The following is a 19,885-nucleotide window of genomic DNA, read 5'->3' on the forward strand; positions in this document are numbered from 1 at the left end:
AAACAACATAATTTGGAATGAAAATGGCAAATCACGTATTACTAAATAGTACCGATCATCAAAATTTAAAAGTTATTACCGAACGTGAAGAAAAATACGGCGACAATGTTTGGTTTACCCTAACCTTCCCCACTGAATTTAGAAGCGTTCAGGCCTATTATCCGATATTTTTTAATAAAGACTCAAGTACAGGTCAATTTTATGCGGTTGCGCTATTTGGTTTTCAAGAAAATGAAAACTTATTTTTATCAAAAGATGGCTGGCAGACACCTTACATTCCATTAAGCGTAGCAAGACAGCCGTTCTTAATTGGTGTCCAAAAAGTTGTAGAAGACGGCGAAGAAAAAGAACAAAGAATGTTACATATTGATCTTGAACACCCAAGAGTGAGCCAAGACAAAGGTGAAGCACTGTTTTTAGAGTTTGGTGGCAATACCCCTTACTTAGATAATGCAGCAGATATACTCGAAACCATGCATCATGGCCTTATCGACAGTAAGTTATTTATGGAATTACTGATTGAACATGAGTTGTTAGAGCCTTTCTCGCTAGATATGACATTAAACGATAAAAGCCAAAACCAAATGGTTGGTTTTTATACTATTAATGAAGATAAATTAAAAACGCTAACCCCGGATACTTTGGCCAAACTGCATCAGTTGGGATATTTACAAGCCATTTATATGGCGATTGCTTCGCAATCAAATGTTCGAGCGTTAATGAATAAAAAAAATGAACAGTTGGGTTTGTAAAACCATTAATACAGAGCTAAATAAGGTGATTAGGTGCTAACAATTAATCATAAAGTAAAAGAAATTCACCATTGCCAACCCGGCAATATTCCAGAATTTGTCTTGTCTTCTACTGAGCCCATGATTTTGAAAAATTTTGGCAGTAATTGGCCCGCAGTTATTGCGGGTAAAACCTCGCCACAATCAGCTGCTGATTACTTAAGAAAGTTTTATACCAATGCGCCTATAACTGCCTATTATGGTGAGTCTAAAAATAATGGCCGTGTTTTTTACAATGAAAACATGACAGGTTTTAATTTTAACAGTTCAAAAGCCAACCTGAATCAAGTGCTTGATAAGTTACTTGAGCATGTCAATGATCCGCAACCACCGACAATGTATGTGGGTTCGACTGAAATTAACCATTGCTTACCGGGCTATAATGAAGAAAACAATGCCTCCATCGACCATTTAAAGCCGTTAACCAGCATATGGTTAGGCAATAAAAGCAAAATAGCTGCACATTTTGATTTCCCTAATAATTTAGCTTGTTGTGTAGTGGGTAGTCGTAAATTTACTTTGTTCCCACCAGAGCAGCTTGAAAATTTGTACGTTGGCCCGATGGAATTTTCCCCCGGTGGACAAGAAATTAGTTTAGTGGATTTTGACAACCCTGATTTTGTTAAGTATCCAAAGTTTAAACAAGCGTTAGCCTCGGCACAAGTTGCCGAATTGGAAGCTGGCGACGCCCTATTTTTACCTAGTATGTGGTGGCATCATGTTGAAAGTTTAACCGCGTTTAACGTGCTAGTAACCCATTGGTGGCGTGATAGCCCCGCATTTATGGGACGCCCTAACAATGCCCTTATGTTGGCAATGTTAAGCTTAAAAGACTTGCCTTTAGCTCAGCGAAAAGCATGGCAAGCGCAATTTAACTATTATATTTTTGAGCATGACCAAGAAGATTTCTCTCATATTCCTACCGCTGCTCAAGGGCGATTGTCAAAACCCCTTGATGAATTATTAGCGAAACAAATACGCGCAGATTTACTGAATAAATTAAAACGATAGTAACTAAGTACAACAAATCATCCTACTAAAGTTAATTAATAAGGTTTTATTTTGAAAACACAAAACAAAAAAATTAAAAAAGTCGTTATTGCTGGTGGTGGTACTGCGGGTTGGATGACAGCAGCAGCACTCTCAAAATTATTAGGTAAAGGCATAGAGGTTGTTTTAATAGAGTCAGACGAAATCCCTACGGTTGGCGTTGGTGAAGCAACGATTCCTACCTTACATATTTTTCACCAATTATTAGGCATTAATGAACAAGAGTTTATGGCAGCAACCAATGCCACCTTTAAGCTGGGCATTTCTTTTGAAAACTGGCGCGACATAAGTAAAGATTATATTCATTCCTTTGGTTTTCTAGGTAAAGGTTGTTGGGCGGCTGGTTTTCAACATTTTTGGCTAAAAGGCCGTGCAAAAGGCATTGTTTCTGAGATTGGTGATTATGTTCCTGAACATTTGGGCGCAAGAGCCGGAAAGTTTGCCGTTTTAGCAAATCAAGAGTTAAACCATGCTTATCACCTTGATGCTGGGCTCTATGCTAAGTTTTTAAGAAGTCTTGCTGAAAAACATGGCACAACACGCATTGAAGGTAAAATATCCCAGGTTAATCTAGATAACGAATCCGGCTATATAGACTCAATTACTTTAGCATCAGGTAAAATTGTTGAGGGGGATCTCTTCATCGACTGTACCGGCTTTAAAGGCATGTTAATCGAAGGAGCACTCAATACAGGCTTTGAAGATTGGAGTCATATCTTACCTTGTGACAGTGCTATCGCAGTGCAAACTAAAATGGTCAGAAAACCGGTTCCATATACCCGCGCTATCGCCAGGGATTCTGGTTGGCAATGGCAAATACCGCTGCAAAACCGCACCGGTAATGGTTTAGTCTTTTGTAGTAAATACATGACAGATGAAGAAGCTAAGCAAACACTTTTAGCGAATGTTCAAGGTGAGTTGCTCAACGAACCTCGTGTGATCAAATATAAAACCGGCACACGCCGTAAACATTGGAATAAAAACTGTGTTGCTATTGGCTTATCTTCTGGTTTTATCGAACCATTGGAGTCAACCGGTATACATTTATTTCAAAAGTCCATTGTGCGATTAATGCAAATGTTTCCTTCTCAGGGTATTAATCAAGCTGATGTTGATGAATTTAATAGCCAAACTAAAACTGAAGTCGACAACATTAAAGATTTTATTATTCTGCATTATCATTTAACAGAGCGCACAGATTCACCATTTTGGCGCTATTGCAAAAATATGGAAATTCCAGATACCTTAAAACATCGTATGTCGTTGTTTAAGGAAAGTGGCCAGGTATTTAAAAAAGCAGAAGACTTATTCGGTGAAACCTCTTGGATACAAGTCATGATGGGACAAGGGTTAATGCCTGAGCAATATCATCCTATTGTAGATTTGATGAGCGATGAAGAATTAACGAGCTTTTTAAATAATATAAAATCAGCCGTAAAACGCAAAGTGGATAACTGGCCTGACAATAACGATTTTATCAATCATTATTGTAAATCCACTACGATGTAACGGATTGAAAAATAAAATATTCCGGCAGATCTTACTGCGCTGCCGATTAATTGTTCTATTTTATGATATAAAAAATGAATGACTTAGCTATACAAATAAATCGCGATATTAAGCTTAAAATAATGACCGTCGGTGTTGATAAAACACCGGTGATCGTCATTGATGACTTTGCTATTGATACCCATAACATTATCGCTCACGCTTGTGCTCATGCTGAATTTAAAGCACTTGATAACACTTATTATCCAGGTATAAGAGCACCTTTACCTAAAAACTATGTCATCAATGTACTACAAGCCATTTATCAAGATATTTGCCATATCTATAACATTCCTCAGCACTTACAATTAAAACCTCAAGAAGCTTATTTTTCTTTGATCACTACAGCCGCAACCGAGTTAAACTTACTGCAGCGCATGCCTCATTTTGACACCAGTAGGCCATTTTACTTTGCTATTTTGCATTACCTCAATAATGATAAGCACGGAAATACAGGCTTATTTCGTCACAAACCTACGGGGTTAGACAAAATTGAAACGCATAATGTGGAATATTATTTAACTTCGGCTCAACGCTTTATTGATAATAATGGCGAGTCTGCTCAGGAATATTGTATTCGTTCAAATGAGCATTTTGAGTTATATCAACAAATTGAATATAAACCCAATCGTTTAGTTATTTATCCTGGACAATTACTTCATTCGATCATTATTTCCCCTGAAAATGATATAGACCCAAATCCCGAAACAGGTCGGCTCACGGCAAATGTTTTTATAGAATTTACATAACTTGAAAACAAAAACGATAACGATAACGATATTATCAATATTCATTTGCTCAAACGCAGCAGCTAAGACAATTTTCGAATGGCCTAATCATGCTAAAGCAGCGATTAGTCTGGCCTATGATGATGCATTAAATAGTCAGTTAGATCATGCCTTGCCTGCGCTAAATAAGCTCAATTTAAAAGCTTCATTCTATTTAACCTTGAGTTCACCAACGGTTAGCAAACGCTTAGAAGAGTGGCGTCACATAGCTAAACAGGGCCATGAATTAGGTAATCATTCAATAAATCATGCCTGTCATGGCTCGCTACCTGGCAGAGATTGGGTACTAACCTACAATGATCTTGATAAAAAACAATTTAATGAAATTATTCAAGAGATTAATACCGCTAATACATTTTTAAAAGCTATTGATGGTGAAACGCTAAGAACCTTTACTGTACCTTGTGCCGATCAGTTGGTTGAGCATAAGAATTACGTGCATGCGCTTCATGATGCTTTTGTCGGTATTAAATCTCATGTCGGTAAAATCCCAAAAAGTCGCAGTTCAATCAATGTGATGGATGCTGCAGTTTGGTCGCCATCGGGGAACTCGGGGACCGAGTTAATAGCTTATGCAAAGCAAGCGGCTTTCTACGGTACTATCGCTAATTTTACTTTTCACGGCGTTGGCGGTGATCATCTGCCTGTTTCTATAAAGGCTCATCAGGAGCTACTAGATTTCTTAGCAAAAAATAAAGATATTTACTGGGTTGATACCTATCGTAACATTAGTTTATACATCAAAAAAAATGCTAACTAGCATCATAAAGATATTAGTTAGCAGAAATTTCAATTTAGTCAATTCTATATTAACGTTACAGCGCCGGTGCTTGCTTACCACCCACTAAAGCGGCGTCATCACCGATTGTTGCGCAGCCAGCACCTGTGATAGGTGACACTGAGCATTCATACACTCGGACATAATCTATTTCTAATGATTGTGGAAATACACTGTCATTAATGCCTTTGTCGTTAACCGAAGCGGACCAATTCCCGCCAACAGCAAAATTTAATAATAAATGAAATTTTTGATCAAAAGGTGCACCACCCGCACCGTTTACCAATAAACCCTCATCATTCATATATTGGCTATACCAGCCGGTATCACGCTGTGTAGCAAAATGAATATCATCAACATACCAACGAATTTCCCCTGCTTGCCATTCAACAGCGTATTCGTGGAAACCATCTGCTGGGTTTACACCATCAGGTAAGTTAAATCCTTTACCCGAATAAACATTCTCAGGCCAGGCACGGCCATAATGAAGCGTGCCATGCACACGTGATTCTTCTTCTCCTGAGCTCGCACCCGCTTCATCTGATTGTGTTTTTAAGTTCACCGCTTCCATAATATCAATTTCACCCGAGCCAGCCCATCCACCATAAGCCCAGTCAGTAGGCAGCATCCAAATGGCTGGCCAAGTGCCTTGTCCTTGCGGTAATTTAGCGCTAATTTCAAAGCGTCCAAAAGTCCAGTCACCTTTGTTTTTGCTGCGTAAACGTGCTGATGTATAAGGTAGAGTGCGGGTATTCATAGCGTTGTAATTAGTATCATCGTCATGTGCCGCAGGACCGGTAAAATTTTCTTTTAATGCCACTATTTTCAAAATACCTTGTTCAATAAAAGCATTATCTTCTCGGTCGGTATAACATTGTTGTTCATCATTACCCCCACCAAAACAATTGACCTCAAAACTCCATTTGTTTAAATCAATATTGTTATCATTAAATTCATCCTGCCAAATTAACTGCCATTGATTATTCTCTACAGAAGCAGTTGTAGGGTCTTTACTCTCTTCACTCGCATGATCAGAAGATATATCTGTAGCTGGCGTACTTGATATATTAGTCGTGTTCGTGTTGTTACCCGATCCGCCACCACATCCAAGTAAAGTCATTGAACAGGCTATGAGTAATAATGTTAAATGCTGCATAGAAAAGTCCTTGTTATATATATGTTTTTATTAATAAATTGCAATCAGTAGTTACCGCCGTAATTCTAGTAATACGGCGGTTTAATTTAACGCGTCAATAATAGTTTAATCACAGCTCATTGTTGCTTTATCAATACCTTGTGGCGTTAAGTTTATATCAGCGAAGCTTAATGAAACTTTGCCATTAGTCGACAAGTTAAATGGCGACATAATTTTGGAGAAATCTGTACCTGCTTTTTTAAAGCAAGCTAAGTCTATCGTTACGTTATGCCATTCATTTAAACTCTGGTTAATTAACAATGAGGTGATATCAAGTGAACCTTTGCAATCCCCTTCACAACTCATAGCTAAATTAATCGGTGCTACTGGTGTAGTTTCTAAACGCACGCTAAAACTTAATACCGAGTCAGCCTCGCTATATGCCCGCAAATCTTCCGGAAAGTTACTAAAGATATTGACACTGGCCAGTTCACTGCCATCAAAGGTTATTGTTCTAGCATCTTCTTGTACCACTTTGTCCATAGTTCTTAAGGTAATAGCCCCTAATGACTGCGTATTTGAAGTAACAGGAGATGACTGTTCACCTGATTGCAACGCAACACTCCATGGCTGCTTAATCGCTAATTCAAATATTTTAAAAGTGGCTAACTCATCAGAAGATATTTTAGAGACTTCACTTAACTGATCAGACAATAGGGTCATTTTTTTATTATCTTGCTGCTGATAGGTTAAACCAAAACCATAAGGTAATAGGGGTTGATAGTTTTCATCAAATCTATTAACAGAGGTTTGATCGGCACTAGCAGGCCATGAATATGAAAGCTTACCCTTAAAGTCATTACGTAAACTGCTATCCGCTTTACTAAATAAAACGTCAGCGACACCATTGCCTTCTGAACCTGGCAACCAAGCAGCAACAAAAGCATTTGACGCATTAAGTTCCGCATTTACCCACATTGGTCGTCCGCTAATAAAAACAGAAACAACAGGTATCCCTTGTGCTTTTAAACGTTTGAGTAAAGCTAAATCGGTTTTATTACCGCGTTGATACTCAAGGTTATCTAAGTCACCATTACCCTCGGCATAAGGTTCCTCACCAAAAACAACAATAGCAACATCTGGCTTTTCAGTGAACTCACCTGTAGGGCTTAATTGCACTTTACCGCCAGCCGCATTAACAACTTGCTCTATACCGTCATAAATCGAAGACCCACCCGGAAAATCAGCGTTAGTGTTACCTGTACCTTGCCAAGTAATACTCCACCCTCCTGACTGCTTGCCAATATTGTCAGCGCCATCTCCTGCAACTAATACATTTGCACTCGGCGTTAAGGGTAATAAATTAGCTTTATTTTTAAGCAAAACTAAAGATTCACGTACGGCTTGACGAGCAACTAAACGATGCTCTGCTGAGCCAATTAAGTCAGTTTTTCCTGACAATGGACGATTTTTTGGGCTGGGTTTAGTGAATAAACCTGCGCGTATTTTTACTCTTAAAATACGGCTAACTGCATCATCTATTCTTGATAAGCTAATTTCACCATTGTTAACTTGTTTAATGGTATTTTCATACAAAGGTTTCCAAGCAGCTGTTGGCACCATATAGATGTCTAAGCCCGCATTGACTGCTTGTGGACAGCTTTCATTAGTACAGCCTTTTACTTGGCCATGGCCGTTCCAGTCACCAACAACAAAGCCGTCAAAGCCCATACGATCTTTTAAAACATCGGTCATTAAATACTTGTTGCCATGCGTTTTAGCGCCATGCCAGCTATTGAATGATGCCATTACTGATTGCGCGCCAGCCGTTAAGCCACCAACATAACCTTGGGCATGATGTTTAAAAAGATCACTTTCGCTATCTAAGTTATCCCCTTGGTCATCACCACCTTTTGTGCCACCATCACCAATAAAGTGTTTAACCGTACTGATAACGCGAGTGTCGCCTAAAAAGTCATCGCCTACAGCACCTTGTAGCCCTTTTACAATAGCGGCCGAATATAAGCCAACTATTTCAGGGTCTTCAGAATAACCTTCATAGGTTCTGCCCCAACGATCATCTCTAACAACGGCAACCGTAGGAGCAAACACCCAATCAATACCGGTTACCATCACTTCTTTAGCCGTGATACTGGCGATATTTTCCATAAGTTCAGCATTATTTGCCGCGCCTAAGCCAATGTTATGTGGAAATAATGTTGCGCCAATCACATTGTTATGACCATGTACTGCATCAGTACCCCACATAGTTGGAATATTTGTCCCATCTACTGAGTCATCGATTGATGCTTGATACAGAGATTCAGCCAATTTTATCCAATCAGCAGGTGTTGCGTGCTTATTATTATCAGGAAAAGCACCCCCACCATTTAAATATGAGCCAAAACCATATTTACGCATATCTTCAACCGTAATGTCTCGGATTTCAGGTTGGATCATCTGGGCAACTTTTTGCTCTAACGTCATAGTTGCTAGAATTTTGGCAACTTTAGTTTCAACGTTACTGTCTTTTTTAACTTCAATATCAAGTACCGGCCAAATGGCTATATTGTTTTCGCCATAAGGGGCAACATCAACCTGAGCTATATCCGAGTTAGCGTTAGAGTTAGCGTTATCAGTACAAGCAAAAAGTGACATGGCGACAGCAATCCCCATGAAGGGTTTAGCAACGCTTTTAAGTGAATTTATTTGAATAAACATAACAATATTTATACCTTTACTGATACAGGTTTACTACCTGACAAGCCATAATAAGCAATGAATACATAGCAAATAATGGGTAAGAAAAATGAGTTTTGTAGGCCAATACTGTCGGCCAAAACGCCTTGAATAAGTGGTAAAATAGCACCGCCAACAATCGCTAAACATAAAATACCTGAACCTTGGCTAGTATGCTGGCCTAGACCATTAATGGCCAAACTAAAGATGGTAGGGAACATAATTGAATTACATAAACCTACTAACAGAATGGCCAACATCGCTATTTGACCAGATGCAAAGATAGTAATAATAATAAATACTACTGCCATAAAAGCGTTGAAGGCTAATACTTTTCCTGCGGCTAATTTTTGCATAACCGCGGCACCAATAAATCGTCCCACCATTGCACCGCCCCAATAATAGGCAATATATTTTGCGGCTTGGGATTCTTCTAAACCAGCAATGTTCGGATCATTAAAAAAGCTCACTAAGAAGCTGCCAATAGAAACCTCAGCACCCACATAAACAAAAATACCAATGGCACCTAAAACTAAATGGCGATATTCCCAAGCGCTACCCGCTATCGGTTTTTCAGCCACTGACTCTTCAATATGTTCAATATGTTCAATGACAGGTAATTTTATATAAGAAAAAATAGCCGCAAGTATTAATAATAAACCAGCGAGTAATACATAAGGTAATTGCACCGATTCTGCTTGTTGAGCAACCGACATCGACTCTGCTACTTGATCTAAGATCAAATAAGCACCAAAAAATGGCGCGACTGTGGTGCCAAGTGAATTAAATGCCTGTGTCATCGTCAGACGTGAAGAGGCTGTTTCAGGATTGCCTAAAATACTGACATAAGGATTAGCTGACACCTGTAATATCGTAATACCACTGGCTAATATAAATAGTGCCAATAAAAACACCGGGTAGCTGTGCATAGCTGCTGCTGGGTAAAAAGCAAAACAACCAATGGCAGCAACAATCAAACCAAGCACAATGCCTTTTTGGAAACCTACTTTTTTAACTATTTTTCCTGCCGGAATAGAAACAAGAAAGTAAGCACTAAAAAAACAAAACTGTACCAGCATTGCTTGGCTATAAGATAAATCGAAAATAGCTTTCAAATGAGGAATTAAAATATCATTTAAGCAAGTAATGAATCCCCACATAAAAAAGAGTGATGTTAATGATGTAAGTGCAAAGGTATAATTTTTGTTTTCAGTGTTTGATGAAAACCTATTCACATTTGATTGAATCGGTGTACTAGCCATATAATTCCCCTAATAATTATGAACAACAGGTCATTGCTGTTGTTATTTTTATAATTTTCCACTTTAATATACCTAAGTAGTCCTTAAGTAAGTATTTTTTACAATAAACTGGAAGCGCTTCCATATTGAATGCCATTAAGATAAAAAGCAACTATTATTTATAGCCATAGGAAGCGCTTCTAAAATAGAAATTATTTGTGTATCTTGTAACAGATATAACTATAGGCTCAGTATTTGGTTTAGCTAAGACCTTTTATGTTTAAATCCTCTAAAGCAGCATTAATAAAAAATATGAAGGAATAAAATGGCGACTATATACGAAGTTTCCGCATTAGCGGGAGTCTCATTATCATCTGTATCTCGCGTACTAAATGATCATGAGCATGTGAGTAAAAAAACTAAAGAAAAAGTTGTGGCAGCAATGAACGAGTTAAACTATCGCCCAAATACCATTGCCCGATCATTAGCCTCCAATCGTTCAAACAGTGTTGGTGTACTAGTTTCTGAACTCCATGGTCCCTTTTTTGGTGCCATGTTGAGCAGTATTGAGTTAGAGCTCAGAAAGGCAGGTAAACATGCGGTTATTACTGCAGGCCATAGTGATGAAGAAAGTGAAATAAATGGCTTAGATTTTTTAATTGATCGAAAATGTGACGCACTTATTTTACTGGTTGACGCCATTTCAGATGACTACTTAATTAAATTAAGTAAAGGTAACACCCCTTTTGTTATCTTGAACCGCAATATCTCAGAAATTAGTGACCATTGCTTTTATTTAGATAACGAACTAGGGGGTTATTTAGCCGCAAAATATCTAATTGAACAAGGGCATAAAGAGATTGCTTATATATCTGGACCTTTAACAAAACAAGATTCTACTGAGCGCTTAACTGGCCATAAAAAAGCATTAGCTGAAGCCAACATTCCCTTTAAAGAAAGTTTACTCTATGAAGGTGATTATTTAACAAAAAGTGGTCGAGATGGTATCAATTACCTCATCAAGCATAAAAGCACATTTACTGCTGTTGCTTGTTCAAATGATGAGATGGCCTCTGGGGCCATGCGAGGAGCCAGAGATCACAAATGGTTAATCCCCGAACAATGTTCATTTATTGGTTTCGATAATGCTTTTTTCACTGAGTATCTCTACCCTCAATTAACGACTATTAATTTTCCAGTTAACGATATGGCGAAAATGTCTACTCAATGGATTCTGAAAAATGTCTATAAGCAAAAAGAGTTAGACATCACAAACATGTTTATTCCTGAACTTATTGAACGACAATCAGTCAAAAAAAATTAACCTGAGATGTAATCATCCACGAACTTAACTGAAGCGATTTAAATTGATGCAAATATTGAGCTAATTAATCTTCCAGCATCACAATTTCTCTTAAGTAAAAGATAACAAGAGTTAAAATACGATGGTAAATAAAACGCTAATATAGACATGGTGCTTAAACTTGAACTCAATAATTTTCACCTGTTTTAAAAACTAAAAATCCAATACTTTCATTATGGGAAGTCGAAACTGTGAGATATATTTTTACAATAAATAACTTAAAAACCTTCCCAAATAATAATATCAAAGACTAAAAATGATAAGGTTATAAATTTTTATCATTAAATATAAACTGGATGAGTAAACTATGAAATTTTTACATACTATGATTCGTATTACGGATTTAGATAAGTCACTAGATTTTTTTATTAAGCATTTAGGTTTAGTAGAAACCCGCCGTTTTGATGTTCCTGCAGGTAAATTCAGCTTAATATTTTTAGCAACAGAGCCCGGTGCAGCTGAAATAGAACTTACCCACAACTGGCATTCTGCAGAAGAATATACTGTGGGTAGAAACTTTGGCCATTTAGCCTTTGAGGTTGACGATATATATGCCTTGTGTGAAAAACTAATGGCTGCAGGCATCACTATTAACCGACCACCACGCTGTGGCCACATGGCATTTGTTAAATCACCTGATAATATTTCAATCGAATTATTGCAAAAAGGTGAGCGATTAGCGCCACAAGAACCTTGGTTAAGTATGGAAAATTCAGGTAGCTGGTAAAATAGCACATACTAGCTGAAGATTAATTAATTCACTTGTTATAAGTTGCTATCACAAGGACTTAATACGCGTTAATATACTGAATTAATTAATCAAAAATAATACTCAGAATCTTCATGGCCTTAAAAGCAACCATCAAAAAAGCGACGATCCATCTCTCTGATATGGATCGTCACTATTATGACACCATACAATTAACCATAGCACAGCACCCTTCTGAGAATGACCGTCGTATGATGATCAGACTCATTGCCTATGTCCTCAATGCCAGTGAAAACCTACAATTTGGTAAAGGTGTTAGTGATGAGGACGAAGCAGCCATTTGGCGAGTTAATTACAGTGATGTCATTGAACTATGGATTGAGCTAGGCCAACTCGATGAAAAAAGGCTGAAAAAAGCCTGTAATCGCGCCCAACAAGTAAAGCTTTATTGTTATGGCAGCAGCGTAGACACCTGGTGGCAACAATCTAAAAGTAAACTAAATCAACTCAATAAACTATCGGTAGAAAGCTTTAGTGAAGAAACATCACAAGCTTTGGAGCTACTCGCCAATCGCTCGATGGAGTTTCAAGTGAGTATACAAGATGGCCAGTGCTGGCTTACCTGTGGTGAACAGTCACTATTAATTGAACTCGATAAACTTAAATAACCTTAGCCTAATATGCGCTAATTGAATAACGACACTTAGCGTTAACCACTTGATTATCTATGTGAAATTTCAATAAAAAAGCTTTAAATACTATGGCAACACCAATAACTATGATGCGCATATTTAACTCTTCACTAGAGAAAAACACTGATTATAAACTCAAAGCATTGTCGGTTGTGTTAGCGATTACCTGCTCATTTTCTAGCGTTGCAGCAACAATACCCTTAAAACAAGTGGTCAAAGATATTACCTATTTAGCCGCTGACAATTTAAAAGGTCGGGCAAGTTTTAGCCCTGAAATTGACCAAGCGGCAAATTATATTGCTCAGCGCTTTGCTAATATTGGCCTAAAGCCCCTGCAAAACAATCTCCCGTTAAGTAAAGCAGCCATTAATGCGACTCTTGACGCCAAAGATAAACCTGCGCTGTTCTTACAAACTTTTACTGTCAATCAAATTCAAGCTCAAACGCTTAACGTGGTGTTAAATAGTAAAAAAATTAGTCCTGAATACTTGGCTATAGCGACAACGATGGAACAAGTAAATTGGCAATTCGGTAATGCACAAAGCCATAGGGTTGATAAAACCGATGATTTACGTAAAATCTTAACTGAGTTAAACCAAGTAGGTGGTCAACACTTAGTTATTATCAATAGCGCACATGCCAAAAGCTTTAAGGCCTATCAAAACTATTTTAATCGTGGCTTAACTAAGCTTTCACTTGAACATCCTGGTGCTATTGTCATGGTATTAAGTGACGAAAATGAAATTGAAAACTATAGCGTTGACGCCAGTGCAATAATAACTAAACAATCGCTAACCAATGTAGTGGGTGTCTTACCCGGTATTGAAAGCACTAAAGAAATCGTTTTATACTCATCACATTACGACCACTTGGGTATCACAGACGATGGTAAAAAAATCTATAATGGCGCTGATGACAATGCATCTGGTACGACAGCGGTATTAAATTTAGCGCAATATTACGCCCAAAAAGGCGATAACAAACGTACTTTAATGTTTAGTGCTTTTACTGCTGAAGAGATTGGCGGCTTTGGTTCTAGCTATTTTTCACAGCAGCTTAACCCTGATAACGTGGTTGCCATGATCAATATTGAAATGATTGGCAAACCATCGAAATTTGGTCCAGGAACTGTTTGGATGACGGGTATGGAACGCTCTAATTTAGGCGCATTACTCAATGACAAACTCATCGCGCTTAACACACAAATATACCAAGACCCCTACCCAAAACAAGGGCTATTTTATCGCTCAGACAATGCAACTTTGGCGCGTTTAGGTGTACCTGCACACAGTTTTAGCAGTACACAACTCGATAAGGACCAACATTATCATCAAGTTAGCGACAATATTAGTAGTTTAGACTTATCATCGATGCATAAAGTCATTGAATCGTTAGCCACAGCAACACAGTCGCTTGTTGACGGCGCAGTAACACCAACGCGCATTGATAAAGCGCAAGTAGCCACTGAAGGTAAAATTTACTAAACTGATTATGCTTTTTAGCTTTAAAGTCAGTGTTAGCCTTCAAAATTAATATTGACCTTTACGCCTAACCTTAGGTCTAACTTAAGACTAATTTTAATAGGCGAGCCTTTAATAAGAGCGCCCTTAATTAGAGAAAAGTTAATCCGGCGTATGATAACCAAAAGCACTAAATTTTTAAGCGGCTATTTTTAAGCGGTTAAAGCTCAGCTATTTGCTCATTATGGCTGACATTGCCAGCGCATTTGATACTCGAGTTTATTGCTATCCATAACCACAAAATCATGGCGTAAATATAACTGCTTAGCCGGATTTTTTAACAATACATTTAAGGTAATAGCGAGCTGTTTTTCTTGCGCTTTACGCTTAACTAACTCAAGCACTCTGCTGCCGATTCCTAAACCTTGATATTGCGGTAATAACTGTAATTGACGCAGGTGAATTTTATCAGCAAACAAGCCTAATTTTAATAATCCAATCGCTTTATTTTGGTATGAAATAATATACGAATCAGAAAAACACTCATCAATGCGCAGCATATGAGCCGTATCATCAAGATAAAGTCCAGCATATTGTAAATGCTTGTTCATCGTTACTTTTCGTAAGCTTAACAGAAAAGCTCTATCGTTTATTATTGCCCGTCGAAAGCTAACCATAGCTGCACGCTTTTGGCTAAGGTTATTACTGGCCAATACTTTATTTATTTGTCACCTCGAAGGCGAATAATTTATCCATCAATGACACTACTATAGCAAGTTGATTAATGAGGTAAACCATAAATTTCTTATTTGAACTATGAGAGAATAACTGAAAGTCATCGCAAAAAAACCACCATTGGGCGCGGCATGCTTGATCACTAACGAAAGATAACGGCAATATAGCGCATAAACTAAAATAGGACTTCAACATGACCTTCAATAAATCACTTCTTGTTATATCTATTACCGCGGTACTATCCTTTGCTTGCAGTAATGAGACTATAACACCCGTTGTTAAAGGCAATAATGCGCTTGCAATGCCATCTACATCAGCACAACTTAATAGCACAGCTGAGGCTTCTCAAGCAGCAAATGAGTTATTTGACACTATTTTTATGGAAGGCGTTAATCGTAATCCTGTTAGACAAACCTATCTTGGTATTAAAACTGACTACGATAAGTGGCAAGATCTATCAGAGGAAAATAGTGCTCAAGAGCTCGAATTTGCTAAACAAGCGCTGCAACGAATTCAAGTCATTGACATCAATAATGTCGATAAACAAACCCAGTTGAGCTACCAGCTACTTTCACAAAAATTAACACAAAAAATTGCTGACTATCCTTGGCGTCACCATAACTACCCTGTTAACCAAATGTTTGGGGTTCACTCACAAATACCCGCATTACTGATTAACCAACATAGTATTCAAGACACTAAGCAAGCCCATGACTATATTGCCCGTGTAAAAAACTCGAAACTGTTACTGGAGCAATTGGTTGATCAACTTAAAATCAGAGCTGATAAAGGTATTATTGCCCCCAAATTTGTTTTTTCTCATACCATACGCGATGCAAGCAATTTACTGGTAGGTGCCCCATTTGATAATAAAACTGACAGTACTTTATTCGCAGACTTTAATAAAAAAATAGCACAATTAGAGCTCTCTGATGAAGAGCAACAGTCCTTAACTGATGAGCTAGCAAGCGCCTTAACCACAGAGTTTAAGGCCGGCTATCAAGCATTAGTCAGCTACTTAACTGAACTTGAACAACAAGCTGATGATAACTACGGTGCCTGGAAATTTCCACAAGGCGATAAATTTTATAATAATGCCCTAAACCGAACAACCACCACTGAATTAACCGCAGATGAAATTCATAAAATTGGTTTAGATGAAGTTGCACGCATACATGATGAAATGCGCGTGATCATGAAAAAGGTTAACTTTGAAGGCTCATTAAACGAGTTTTTCCAATTTATGCGCCACGACCCACAATTTTATTATGCTGGCGATGAAGCTGGCCGTCAGCGTTATTTAACTGAAGCAACTGACATCATTAATACTATGAAAGGTGAACTAGATCAGTTATTTATTACTAAACCAAAAGCAGACTTAAAAGTTAAACAAGTTGAAGCGTTTAGAGAGAAATCTGCGGGTAAAGCCTTTTACCAACAACCCGCCCCTGATGGCTCACGCCCTGGTATTTACTACGCTAACCTTTTCGATATGGCAGCCATGCCAACTTATCAAATGGAAGCACTCGCTTACCATGAAGGCATTCCTGGCCATCATATGCAAATAGCGCTAAAACAAGAACTTGAAGGTATTCCAAAATTTAGAAAATTTGGTGGTTACACAGCTTATAGTGAAGGTTGGGGTTTATATTCAGAGATGATCCCAAAAGAAATTGGCTTTTATCAAGACCCTTACGCTGACTTTGGCCGTTTGGCAATGGAGCTATGGCGCGCCTGCCGTTTAGTGGTCGATACTGGCATGCACAATAAAAAATGGGATCGTACAAAAAGCCTAGCGTATTACATGAATAATACGCCAAATGCAGAGTCTGATGCGATAAAAATGGTTGAACGTCATGCCGTTATGCCTTCACAAGCGACAGCATATAAAATTGGCATGTTGAAAATTGTGCAGTTGCGAGCCAAAGCAAAACAACAGTTAGGCGATAAGTTTGATATTCGCGAATTTCATGATGTTGTCTTAACCAATGGCGCAGTACCGCTTAACGTATTAGAAGCTATGGTTAATGACTACATCGCATTAAATCGTTAACGCTATGATGAGTTAAGCTTATAATAGCTTAAATATCGCCACTCTTTCACATTCATGTGATCCTAGCATTGCCGACATGGATGTCGGTACTTAGCTTTTGTCGGAAACATAAAAGCTGAGCATTCATCCTGAATATAAAAAACGCCAAGTGCATAAGCAGTTGGCGTTTTTATTTTAGCGGTAATTATGCTTAAGCTAACCATTAAACGGGTTTTATTTTTCGCCACTTATTTTCCGACGCTTTTTTTTCGCCATTTAGTTTTCCCGCCCCACGACACCATGCTAAACCACACCTAACCAATAATGCCCCAAAAACTAAAAATAAACTTACGGGCTCATTATTTAACCTTGCCCCTAAATACAAAGCAAAAACAGGTGTCATCATAGTAATCAACGCAACAGTACTCGCCCTTAATCTTTGTAAGATGAAAAAACAGGCTAAAAACACAACCAATGAGCCAAATATACCTAGATATCAAATCGCCCAAATAGAGCGTGCTTGCCATTGCTAATAAGGCAAACTACCATCAATAAAAAAAGCACTAAGCAGAGATTAGGCTGATAGTGCTTTCGTCGTTATTTATTGACTAATAGTAGCGCTGCTTTAACGTTAGGCTTTCTTTAAATAGCTAGCCACTAGCACAATACGCGTTCCGTTAACTTTACCTTCGATATGCTCTGGATTATCCGTTAAGCTAATGCCACGCACCATAGTGCCTTGTTTAGCGGTAAAGTTTGCGCCTTTAACTTTTAGATCTTTAATCAAGGTGACATTATCGCCATCTTGCAATTCAGCGCCATTGCTATCGCGCGTTGGCCCTTCGCGCTCAGCGGCAGCTATACCCTGCTCTGCCCATGTTTTTACCGCATCCTCTAGATAAATCATATCTAGCGCATCTTGCGCCCAGCTTTCTGCTGACAATTTATGTAGCAGACGATAAGCCATGACTTGCACTGCAGGTTCTTGATTCCACATTGCGTCAGTTAAACAACGTAAATGATTAATGTCGAGTTCAGCATTGCCTTCGACTTGTGCTAAACAAACGCTACACAAATAAATGCTTTGCTGTGCACTTAAATCACTGGTCGGCGGCACAGGAAATACCGTTAAGTTGTCAGTTGAAGTACAAAGTTCACAACTTGAGTTACTACGTTGCTTTAATGCCTGTTCGGTTACCATAATAATATATCCACAAAAATTTTGGCGTTATTATGCTCTTAATTAAGCGATTTAAGAAGTGCTGATTATTGCCACGGTAGAAATTAAGCCACACAATTTATTTAATGACAATGTTTTACTGTATTTTTCATAAGCAGCTTATGCAGTAAAATTGTAATAAAGCCATCGAGCCGAATGTATTTCAGGACGATGGTTTTATTCAGTTTATTTCGTATGACAGTAACAAAGCACACTAAAATTTGAGCTAAATGTATTATAAATTTTTAGTAATATGATGCGAGGCCGCTGCCGTAAAAACAACATCTGTAGAGCTATTCAGTGCTGTTTCTGCTGAGTCTTGAATAACACCAATAATAAAACCTATCGCCACCACTTGCATAGCAATGTCATTATCAATACCAAACAAACCACAAGCCAGTGGAATAAGTAATAATGAACCACCCGCAACGCCTGAAGCACCACAAGCTGATACCGCCGCAATAACACTCAATAAAATAGCAGTAGCAAAATCCACTTCAATATTTAAAGTGTTCGCTGCCGCCAGGGTTAATACGGTAATCGTGATGGCCGCTCCAGCCATGTTAATAGTGGCACCTAAAGGGATAGAGACCGAATAAGTATCCTCATGTAAATCAAGTTTTTCACATAATTCCATATTTACAGGAATATTTGCTGCCGAACTACGCGTGAAAAATGCAGTAATACCTGACTCTTTTAAACACCTAAGCACTAACGGATAAGGATTTTTACGCATAACAAAGTAAACAATGACGGGATTAACGATCAATGCCATGATCAGCATTGAGCCTAGAAGTACCAGCACTAAGTGGCTAAATTCACCTAAGGTATCAAAGCCTGTTGTCGCTACTGTATTGGCGACCAAACCCATGATGCCTAAGGGTGCGAAACGAATAACTAACTTAACAATACTTGAAATAGCTTCGGCAAAATCATGCACCATCACCTTGGTTGAATCACTGCCTTTTTTCAACGCGAAGCCTAAACCTAAGCCCCAAGCTAAAATACCAATAAAATTACCAGTAACAACGGCATTGAAAGGGTTATCAACAATTTTAAAGGCTAATGTTGATAATACTTCACCTAAACCTTGTGGAGGATTAGCGCTGGCGCCAACTAAATCTAAGGTTAATTGCACAGGAAAAATAAAACTTAATACCACCGCCACTAATGCCGCACTTATAGTGCCAATTAAATAAAGCCCGACAATAGGCTTCAAATTCGCATCACTATTCGGTTTTTGATTCGCAATAGATGACGCGACTAAAGCTAAGACCAAAATAGGCGCAACCGCTTTCAATGCACTGACAAATAAACTGCCCAGCATGGAAAATGACTGAGCAATAGCAGGTGCAACAAGTGCTAAAGCAATGCCCAAAATAATAGCAATAATGATTTGATTAACAATATTAATCGCTTTTAGTTTGCTAAAAAGTGACTGACTTTCTAAAGGAGTATTTTCTGTTGTCATAGTTGCTCTTATTTAAGTTATTATTATTTGAATTATTGTTATTTGAGTTATTTGAGTTATTAAGATAACGTATTGATGAAATATTTTTTACCACTTATGCACCAGAACTGTCTAGTTTATTCGTTACACGGTAA

17 protein-coding genes are annotated in these 19,885 nt (G+C 38.1%); 10 read left to right on the forward strand and 7 right to left on the reverse strand.

The genetic code is table 11. From position 1 onward, the window contains the following. Positions 1-23: 23 nt before the first annotated feature. The 5 genes from H4J41_RS13075 to H4J41_RS13095 all read left to right on the forward strand — a co-directional run bounded on the left by H4J41_RS13075 (position 24) and on the right by H4J41_RS13095 (position 4,937). Positions 24-752, forward strand: a complete 729-nt coding sequence (locus H4J41_RS13075) for a SapC family protein (RefSeq protein WP_182137666.1) — start codon at positions 24-26, stop codon at positions 750-752. Positions 753-785: 33 nt separating this feature from the next. Then, positions 786-1,802, forward strand: a complete 1,017-nt coding sequence (locus tag H4J41_RS13080) for a cupin-like domain-containing protein (protein ID WP_182137665.1) — start codon at positions 786-788, stop codon at positions 1,800-1,802. Positions 1,803-1,853: 51 nt separating this feature from the next. Then, positions 1,854-3,350: a tryptophan halogenase family protein gene (locus tag H4J41_RS13085; protein ID WP_182137664.1), complete on the forward strand. Its 1,497-nt coding sequence runs from the start codon at positions 1,854-1,856 to the stop codon at positions 3,348-3,350. 74 nt (positions 3,351-3,424) lie between these two features. Continuing rightward, entirely contained in the window at positions 3,425-4,138 is a 714-nt protein-coding gene (locus tag H4J41_RS13090) for a DUF6445 family protein (protein WP_182137663.1), read from the forward strand. A 1-nt stretch (position 4,139) separates the two neighbouring features. Beyond that, the gene (locus tag H4J41_RS13095; protein WP_182137662.1) at positions 4,140-4,937 is read left to right on the forward strand and encodes a polysaccharide deacetylase family protein; all 798 of its coding nucleotides are present in this window, start codon (positions 4,140-4,142) and stop codon (positions 4,935-4,937) included. A gap of 55 nt (positions 4,938-4,992) precedes the next feature. Here the strand turns inward: H4J41_RS13095 and H4J41_RS13100 are convergent, their stop codons facing one another. From H4J41_RS13100 to H4J41_RS13110, 3 genes are all read right to left on the reverse strand, one after another. Continuing rightward, positions 4,993-6,111, reverse strand: coding sequence for a glycoside hydrolase family 16 protein (locus H4J41_RS13100; RefSeq protein ID WP_259364554.1), 1,119 nt, complete (start codon positions 6,109-6,111; stop codon positions 4,993-4,995). A gap of 105 nt (positions 6,112-6,216) precedes the next feature. Further along, positions 6,217-8,766, reverse strand: coding sequence for a glycoside hydrolase family 3 N-terminal domain-containing protein (locus H4J41_RS13105; RefSeq protein WP_182137988.1), 2,550 nt, complete (start codon positions 8,764-8,766; stop codon positions 6,217-6,219). Between the two features lie 53 nt (positions 8,767-8,819). Next, positions 8,820-10,091 (reverse strand): sugar MFS transporter, encoded by a 1,272-nt coding sequence (locus tag H4J41_RS13110; RefSeq protein ID WP_182137661.1) that lies wholly within the window; start codon positions 10,089-10,091, stop codon positions 8,820-8,822. 304 nt (positions 10,092-10,395) lie between these two features. Here H4J41_RS13110 and H4J41_RS13115 point away from each other — a divergent pair, with 304 nt between their 5' ends. The 4 genes from H4J41_RS13115 to H4J41_RS13130 all read left to right on the forward strand — a co-directional run bounded on the left by H4J41_RS13115 (position 10,396) and on the right by H4J41_RS13130 (position 14,318). Then, positions 10,396-11,394: a LacI family DNA-binding transcriptional regulator gene (locus H4J41_RS13115; RefSeq protein ID WP_182137660.1), complete on the forward strand. Its 999-nt coding sequence runs from the start codon at positions 10,396-10,398 to the stop codon at positions 11,392-11,394. Positions 11,395-11,740: 346 nt separating this feature from the next. Continuing rightward, complete coding sequence (locus H4J41_RS13120; RefSeq protein WP_182137659.1) at positions 11,741-12,160, forward strand: VOC family protein; 420 nt, start codon at positions 11,741-11,743, stop codon at positions 12,158-12,160. Positions 12,161-12,276: 116 nt separating this feature from the next. After that, a complete protein-coding gene (locus H4J41_RS13125) occupies positions 12,277-12,810 on the forward strand; it encodes a YaeQ family protein (protein ID WP_182137658.1) in 534 nt (177 codons plus the stop codon). Positions 12,811-12,902: 92 nt separating this feature from the next. Further along, a complete protein-coding gene (locus tag H4J41_RS13130; RefSeq protein ID WP_182137657.1) occupies positions 12,903-14,318 on the forward strand; it encodes a M28 family metallopeptidase in 1,416 nt (471 codons plus the stop codon). A gap of 218 nt (positions 14,319-14,536) precedes the next feature. On the opposite strand, the gene H4J41_RS13135 is transcribed toward H4J41_RS13130, so the two are convergent. Further along, positions 14,537-14,905 carry a GNAT family N-acetyltransferase gene (locus H4J41_RS13135; protein ID WP_259364552.1) on the reverse strand — a complete coding sequence of 123 codons (369 nt, stop codon included), beginning with the start codon at positions 14,903-14,905 and terminating at the stop codon, positions 14,537-14,539. 317 nt (positions 14,906-15,222) lie between these two features. Here H4J41_RS13135 and H4J41_RS13140 point away from each other — a divergent pair, with 317 nt between their 5' ends. Next, positions 15,223-17,082: a DUF885 family protein gene (locus H4J41_RS13140; RefSeq protein WP_182137656.1), complete on the forward strand. Its 1,860-nt coding sequence runs from the start codon at positions 15,223-15,225 to the stop codon at positions 17,080-17,082. A gap of 202 nt (positions 17,083-17,284) precedes the next feature. Here H4J41_RS13140 and H4J41_RS13145 read toward each other — a convergent pair whose 3' ends face one another. The 3 genes from H4J41_RS13145 to sstT form a co-directional block, all read right to left on the reverse strand. Further along, positions 17,285-17,530, reverse strand: coding sequence for an EamA family transporter (locus H4J41_RS13145; protein WP_404842469.1), 246 nt, complete (start codon positions 17,528-17,530; stop codon positions 17,285-17,287). A 162-nt stretch (positions 17,531-17,692) separates the two neighbouring features. After that, entirely contained in the window at positions 17,693-18,262 is a 570-nt protein-coding gene (locus H4J41_RS13150; protein ID WP_182137655.1) for a PhnA domain-containing protein, read from the reverse strand. Positions 18,263-18,515: 253 nt separating this feature from the next. Then, positions 18,516-19,751, reverse strand: coding sequence for a serine/threonine transporter SstT (gene sstT, locus H4J41_RS13155; protein ID WP_182137654.1), 1,236 nt, complete (start codon positions 19,749-19,751; stop codon positions 18,516-18,518). Positions 19,752-19,885 lie beyond the last annotated feature (134 nt).

Origin of the sequence: Colwellia sp. MB3u-45, assembly GCF_014077005.1 — a bacterium.
GTDB lineage: Bacteria > Pseudomonadota > Gammaproteobacteria > Enterobacterales > Alteromonadaceae > Cognaticolwellia.